The sequence below is a fragment of the Nocardiopsis sp. JB363 genome (assembly GCF_900143625.1).
In the GTDB taxonomy this organism is placed as follows: Bacteria; Actinomycetota; Actinomycetes; order Streptosporangiales; family Streptosporangiaceae; genus Nocardiopsis.
Genome location: NZ_FRFF01000096.1, coordinates 1 through 6,267, shown reverse-complemented (window position 1 = coordinate 6,267; position 6,267 = coordinate 1). Strand labels below are relative to the sequence as shown.

The following is a 6,267-nucleotide window of genomic DNA, read 5'->3' as shown; positions in this document are numbered from 1 at the left end:
GGGGTCAGGGACCTAAAAGCCCTTCCGGGCCTTCGGCCCGGGCCCTGGCGGGCCGTCGGGCTTCGCCCGGTCCGGCCGCAGCCGGCCGAATCCCTACCCAGCCCTCTCGTTGTCTCGTGGGCCGCGTCGCCACTACGTGACGGGTGGGGTCACGAAGGGCCCGCTACAGGTGCGGCTCGGGGCGGGCCGCGTCCCCGCGGTGGCCGGCACCGGTGGGGGTAATGGCGGGAAAAAGGGGTTGTGGATAACCCGCAATGGGCGCCATTCCATGGTAGGCGTGTCGGCGTCTTGGAATTAATTGAATAAACTGGCGAGTAAGTCTGCCGTTCTCTGTGGCATTGGCATATAATCAGAGTATGCGCTTCTTTGACACCCATACCGCTTCGACCGGGGCCACCCCGGTCGAGAAAGCGATGGCGGGTGTGCGCGAGCAGATCGAGGATATCTTCACCACTCCCATCCCGCCTGGCTGCGCGAAAAGCCGACTGGAACAATCGGTGGGCTTGCACCGCGACATGGAACGCTCCACCTACCTTCTGTTGGGTGACCTGGCCACGATGGAAGCCTCCGGGGACCTGTTGGAGGAGGGTGGCCAGTGCGGTATCCAGGCGTGGCTCACCCACCGGTGGGGCACCACCCCCGCCGAGGCCACCAATCTGGCTACCCTGGCCCGGGCCGTGCACCGCCAGCAGTTGCCGTTGGTGGATGAGGCGTTTGGGGACAGCACCCTGTCGTTGGGTGAGGCGTGTGCGATCGCGACCTCCACCGAAAAAGCTGTGACCGACTGGGTCAAGGTCCTGGAAACAGCCGATGAGGAGTTCAAAGCGCAGCACCCCGACGTCGAGGGTTTTCGGGCCCGGTTGGAGTTCGGGCTGATCGCTTATAAGAAGGAGTGCCCGAAGGCGTCGGTGCGTCAGTTGCGGGACGCGGCGAAATGGTTCGTCGCCCAGCTGGACCCCGATAAAGCCGACCGGGATTACGACGAGACTTTCGAAACCCGTGGTGCCCAATTCTCGCCCACCTTCGAAGGCGGATTCCTGCTCCGCATGTGGGGGCCGGGAGCGGATAACCAGCTGATCCAGGCCGCCCTGGACGCCTACACCGAACCCTACGGGCCCGATAATGCCGCTATCCCCAAGCATCAGCGCACTTATGACGCGATGATGCGGATCTTCGAGACCGCTCTGGCCCACCGCACGTGCGCGAAGGCCCCGAAGCCGGTGGTGACGTTGAACATCACCGTGCCTTTGAAGCGCTACCTCGGCGACCAAACGGCCGAGCCGGCTGTGACGGAGGACGGGGTGGTCATCCCCGACCAGATGGTCTCCCGCCTCACGCCGAAGAGTTGGTTGCGCCGGTTCCTGACCGACGCCGAAGGCAAAACCCTGCTCGATGTGGGTCAGAAGCACCGGTGCGCCCCCGATCCCGTCCGCCAGGCGGCGGGGTACAAGGAGTTCCACTGCGAGTGGCACGAGGGCTGCGACATGCCGCGTAGCTGGTCGCAGTTCGACCACATCATCGCCTTCTCCCACGGCGGAGCCACCAGCTCCGACAACATGCAGCTGCTGTGCTCCACCCACAACCGGCTCAAGCACCGGTTGCAGGTGAAGGCGAACCAGCAGATCTGGGAACACCACCACACCCAGAACCGCCAAGAAGCGAAGAAAGAGAACGGGGACGGTGAGGGTGACCCAGCCCCAGCCACCGCCTAACATCGCCACGCGTTTCCACCAGGCGAAAACACCGCCCCGCTCCGAACGATGCACCCGGAGCAGACCACTGCACCTCTCGAAAAACACCCCTGGGTGGGTGTCAGACCCCAAAGGCCCTGTGCCTTGTGGGGATATCGGCATATCCGCGCACCGAACCCCCCACCTAGAGCCATATCCAGGGGCCAGAGTGGTTCCCGTTGGGGGGCTCGGCAGCACACTCGCACCCGCACCGGTACTGGCGCACATGCCGGCACCGATACTGCTGCGGGTGCCGCCCTCGCCGCTGCTGGGGAGTAACCGGCCCGCCCTTGTCCGGTGAGGCGCCCCGACCCACAGAGCCGGCTACCGCTGGGACGCGCCCCGCCCCCAGTCGGACCTGTAGCGGGTCCTTCGTTACCGCACCCGTCACGTAGTGGCGACGCGCTTAACGACACGACGAGACGGTGGGGTAGGGATTCGGCCGGCTGCGGCCGGACCGGGCGGAGCCCGGCGGCCCGTCAGGGCCCGGGCCGAAGGCCCGGAGGTGCTTTTGGGTCCCTGACCCCACTCCCCGCTTCCCCGATAGCCGCCAACTGCCGTCGTAGCGAAGCGGGTCAAGGTGGAGCGCTCTCTCGGCGAAGCCGCCCCAGCGACGACCTTGACGCGCGTAGCGGAGACGGCCACAATCACGCGGCGGGGAAGGGGGAGACCACCCAAACCCCGCCCGACAGCCTCAGGGCACGAGACCCGAGGCGCCCCACCCACAACCCGACACTCGTATGACCACCAGCAGTCCCCCTACCTCGGTTTCCGCCTTCGCCTCGCTTCGTTCGGCCTTGCCCCGTTCGCCCTCGCCCCGTTCGGCTCCGCTCCTCCCTCTCCCTGTACAACCCCTCAACCCCTCAAGCCCTCAAGCCCCCAAACCCTCGCCTCAACCGGAACGGCGCAGGCGCCAGGCCAGGGGCTGTTCCTCGTCGTGGTCCGCTCCCGACTCGGCGAAGCGGGAACGCACCCGCGCCCCACCCAGCTTGCCGCGTTCCAGGTGGACGGTTCCGCCCGTGGTCTCCACGGCGTGGCGCACGATGTCCAGGCCCAACCCGGTCGAGCCGCCTCCGCTGCTGCCGCGTCGCAGCGCCGCGGTCGGGTCGGCGAACCCCGGACCGGCGTCCTCCACCAGCAACGACACCCACCCCGCGTGTCCCACCACGGTCACCGCGAGCGGGCTTCCGGCCGGGGTGTAGCGGAACACGTTGCCCACCAGGGCGTCCAGCACCGCGACGCCCTCCTCCCGGCTGAGGGCCACCCAAGTGGGGTTCGGCGGCAGGTCCACCTCCACCTCGCGACCCTGGTCCTCGGCCAGCACCGACCAGAATCCCATCCGGTCGAGGACGGTCTCGGACAGGTCGCACTCGGACGCCTCCGCCTCGACCTCCCTGGGGCGCACGTTGCGGATGATCTCGTCCACGTCGCGTTCCATGACGGCCACGGCCCCGCGGATGCGTTCACCGTCCGCGCCGGGCAGGGACTCGGTGTCCAGCCGCAGCGCCGTCAACGGGGTGCGGAGCCGGTGCGAGACGTCCGCGGCCATCTCGCGCTCCTTGGCCAGCAGGTCCTGCACCCGCTCGCCGATCGCGTTGATGGACTCTCCCAGCACCACCAGGTCGCGCGGGCCGCTGACCCTGATGCGGGCGTTCAGCCGCCCGTGCCCGACCGCCACCGCGGTGCGCGCGAGTTCCCGCAGGGCCCGGCGTGAAGGAGCGCTCAACCTGTCGGTCAACGCCACCGCGCCGACGACCACGAGCATCGCCACCAGCACCGACCACCCCAGGGTGCGGACGAGGGCGGCGGCCACCTCGCCCTTGGGCAGGAACACCTCGACCACCGCCGCCTCGCCTTCGGGTGTCCGGGTGCCCATCAGGAGCGCTCGTCCACCTTCGACCTGGACCGTCCGAGCCCGATCGGACCTCGCGCGGGAATCGGTATCGGAGTCCGCGTTGAGGTTCGCACCGGGACCCGCACCGGCACCCGCACCAGAACCCGCACCCGCACCGGCACCAGAACCCGCACCCACCCCAACCCCCGCCTCGCGCTGCGCGGTCACCTCCTCGGCCCCGGCACGGCTCGCCCCCACCGTGGATCCGTCCGGCAGATGCACCGCCAGGCGCCCCTCGGCTCCGGCCGGGGTGGAGGCCACCAGCTCGCGCAGCACCTCGGGTTCGGCGTCCACCGTGACCACGGCGGCCACCAGGTCCGCATGGGTGCGTGCCTCCACCGTCGCGCGGTCGGCGGTCTCCTTCCAGACCCACAACGCGGTGGCCGCCAGCACGCCCAACGCCACCAGTGTCGCCACCAGGGCGGCGGTCCGTGCCAGCAGTCCTCTCACCGGGGCGCCACCAATTTCAACCCCACCCCGCGCACCGTGTGCAGGTACCGGGGGCGGCTCGCGCTCTCCCCGAGCTTGCGGCGCAGCCAGGACATGTGCACGTCGATGGTCTGGTCGTGGCCCACGTAGGGGTGTTCGTGCCAGACGGCCTCCACGAGTTCGCGCCGGGTCACCACCCGCCCCTCGTGTTCGGCCAGGTAGGCGAGCAGGTCGAACTCGCGCCGGGACAGCTCCAAGGCCTTCCCGGCCAGGGCCGCTCGCCGTTGGGCGAGACTGATGCACAGTTCGCCCACGGTCAGATCGTCCTGGTCGGTCGGGCCGGTTCCGCCACGGGAGGAACGCCGCAGCAGCGCGTTCATCCGGGCCGCCAACTGGGCGCTGGAGAAGGGTTTGACCACGTAGTCGTCGGCCCCGTCGTTGAGCAGCCGCACGATCGAGGGTTCGTCGGCGCGCGCGGTGGCCACGATCACCGGAACGTCGCTGTGCCCGCGCAGCATGCGCAACGCGGACGCCCCGTCCAGGTCGGGCAGGCCCAGGTCCAGGATGACCAGGTCGGGCTCGTGTTCGGCGGCCTTTCTGAGCGCGTCCAAAGCGGTGCCGACCGGGAACACCACGTGCCCCAGCCCGCGCAGCGCACGCACCAGTGCGTCACGCACCATCTGGTCGTCTTCGACCAGCAACACGGTTGCCATGCGCACACGTTAACGAACGGGGAAGTCCGTCGGGGCCGTCCGAGACCACCTGTACCCCGAATCGAGACGAACCGTGCCCACCTGGGCCTATCGGACCCTCCCCGCCCCTCGATCGCGCCGACGGGGACGCCGTGTTAAGGCTTCCTTAGGGAAGGTCCCGTTACTGTCTTGGCAGACGGCCGGCGGTGGCCCGCGTCACATCCCACCGGGCCGGCCCTGACCTGCTGGGGGCGTCGACCACACGTCGGGCGCCCGACGTTCGGAGGTGTCGTGGCGGAGATCGTGATCGAGGGTCTGGGCAAGGTCTACCCGGACGGGACCCGCGCCGTGGACGACCTTTCCCTGGAGATCCAGGACGGTGAGTTCCTGGTGTTGGTGGGCCCCTCCGGCTGCGGCAAGACCACCGCACTGCGCATGATCGCCGGGCTGGAGAGCGTCAGCGAGGGCACCATCCGCATCGGGGACCGGGTCGTCGACGGCATGCCCGCCCGTGATCGCGACGTCGCCATGGTCTTCCAGTCCTACGCCTTGTACCCGCACCTGAACATCTACGAGAACATCGCGTTCGGGCTGCGGCTGCGCAAGATCCCCAAGGCGGAGATCGACCGGCTGGTCCGCGAGGTCGCCAAGGTCCTGCAACTGGAGGAACACCTCACCCGCAAACCCGGCCACCTCTCCGGCGGTCAGCGCCAGCGCGTGGCCATGGGCCGGGCCATCGTCCGCGAACCCCGGGCCTTCCTCATGGACGAACCCCTGTCCAACCTGGACGCCAAGCTCCGCGTGCAGGTGCGCGCCCAGATCGCCCGCATCCAGCGCGGCCTCGGCGTCACCACCGTCTACGTCACCCACGACCAGACCGAGGCGATGACCCTCGGCGACCGGGTCGCGGTGATGAAGCGCGGCGTCCTCCAACAGGTCGGCCCGCCCCAGGAGCTCTACGACCACCCCGACAACCTGTTCGTCGCCGGTTTCGTGGGCTCTCCCGGCATGAACCTGATGTGCGTGGAACTCACCGAGGACGACGGGCGGTTCCGCGTCCACATCGGCGACCAGACCCTGGACCTGCCCGACGGCCTGCTGCACCGCCGCCCCGCCCTGCGCGGCTACGCCGGCCAGAAGGTGGTCGTGGGCATCCGCCCCGAGGACATGGAGGACGCCGGGATCGTCGGTGCGGTCGCGGGCGCCACCCTCACCTCCGTCGCCGACCTCGTGGAGGCCATGGGCTCCGACGTCCTGGTGCACTTCCCTCTGGACGCGCCCCCCGTGGTCACCGAGGACACCCGTGAACTCGCCCGCGACGTCGGCGCCGACGAGGCCCTCCCGGCCGTGGACCACGGTGTCGTGTGCGTGGGCCGCTTCAGCCCCCGCACCCACGTGTTCGAGGGCCGGACCATCACGGTCGCCGTGGACACCGACCGCATCCAGTTCTTCGATCCCGCCACGGGCACCGCGATCGACCACTCCTAGAGGAGCATCCCCTATGCGCCCCCGCCCCCCACAC

Annotated in this window: 4 protein-coding genes; 2 read left to right on the top strand and 2 right to left on the bottom strand. The window is 69.3% G+C overall.

The genetic code is table 11. The features are described from left to right. Positions 1-356 precede the first annotated feature (356 nt). Positions 357-1,712: an HNH endonuclease signature motif containing protein gene (locus BQ8420_RS13980; RefSeq protein ID WP_143847255.1), complete on the top strand. Its 1,356-nt coding sequence runs from the start codon at positions 357-359 to the stop codon at positions 1,710-1,712. 910 nt (positions 1,713-2,622) lie between these two features. Here BQ8420_RS13980 and BQ8420_RS33155 read toward each other — a convergent pair. Further along, on the bottom strand, positions 2,623-4,074 hold the full coding sequence (locus BQ8420_RS33155; RefSeq protein WP_087099154.1) for a HAMP domain-containing sensor histidine kinase: 1,452 nt from the start codon (positions 4,072-4,074) through the stop codon (positions 2,623-2,625). Further along, on the bottom strand, positions 4,071-4,766 hold the full coding sequence (locus tag BQ8420_RS13970) for a response regulator transcription factor (RefSeq protein WP_087099152.1): 696 nt from the start codon (positions 4,764-4,766) through the stop codon (positions 4,071-4,073). Before BQ8420_RS13970 ends, BQ8420_RS33155 begins: the two co-directional genes overlap by 4 nt. A 270-nt stretch (positions 4,767-5,036) precedes the next feature. Here BQ8420_RS13970 and BQ8420_RS13965 point away from each other — a divergent pair, with 270 nt between their 5' ends. Then, complete coding sequence (locus BQ8420_RS13965; protein WP_087099150.1) at positions 5,037-6,233, top strand: ABC transporter ATP-binding protein; 1,197 nt, start codon at positions 5,037-5,039, stop codon at positions 6,231-6,233. Positions 6,234-6,267: the final 34 nt, after the last annotated feature.

Bases quoted from the DNA above. Each gene is read 5' to 3' on its own strand.
- BQ8420_RS13980 (WP_143847255.1), top strand. From the start codon at position 357: ATGCGCTTCTTTGACACCCATACCGCTTCGACCGGGGCCACCCCGGTC.
- BQ8420_RS13970 (WP_087099152.1), bottom strand. From the start codon at position 4,766: ATGGCAACCGTGTTGCTGGTCGAAGACGACCAGATGGTGCGTGACGCA.